This is a genomic window from Streptomyces sp. NRRL F-2580 (assembly GCF_000720115.1).
Classification (GTDB): Bacteria; Actinomycetota; Actinomycetes; order Streptomycetales; family Streptomycetaceae; genus Streptomyces.
Window position 1 is genome coordinate 1 of the sequence record NZ_JOIR01000150.1, and the last position, 202, is coordinate 202.

1 rRNA gene is annotated in these 202 nt (G+C 52.0%); it reads left to right on the forward strand.

Annotated features, from left to right (window positions below):
* Positions 1-127 precede the first annotated feature (127 nt).
* Positions 128-202: ribosomal RNA gene (gene rrf, locus IF88_RS0139865) — 5S ribosomal RNA — on the forward strand; the annotation flags it as partial.

Here is a 202-nt window from a genome sequence, read left to right on the forward strand (position 1 = left end):
CCCGGTAACGGGTGAAGCTGACTGGTACTAATAGGCCGAGGGCTTGTCCTCAGTTGCTCGCGTCCACTGTGTTAGTTCTGAAATAACGAACAGCTGTGTTCATGCCAGCGTTCAAATTTCATAGTGTTTCGGTGGTCATAGCGTTAGGGAAACGCCCGGTTACATTCCGAACCCGGAAGCTAAGCCTTTCAGCGCCGATGGT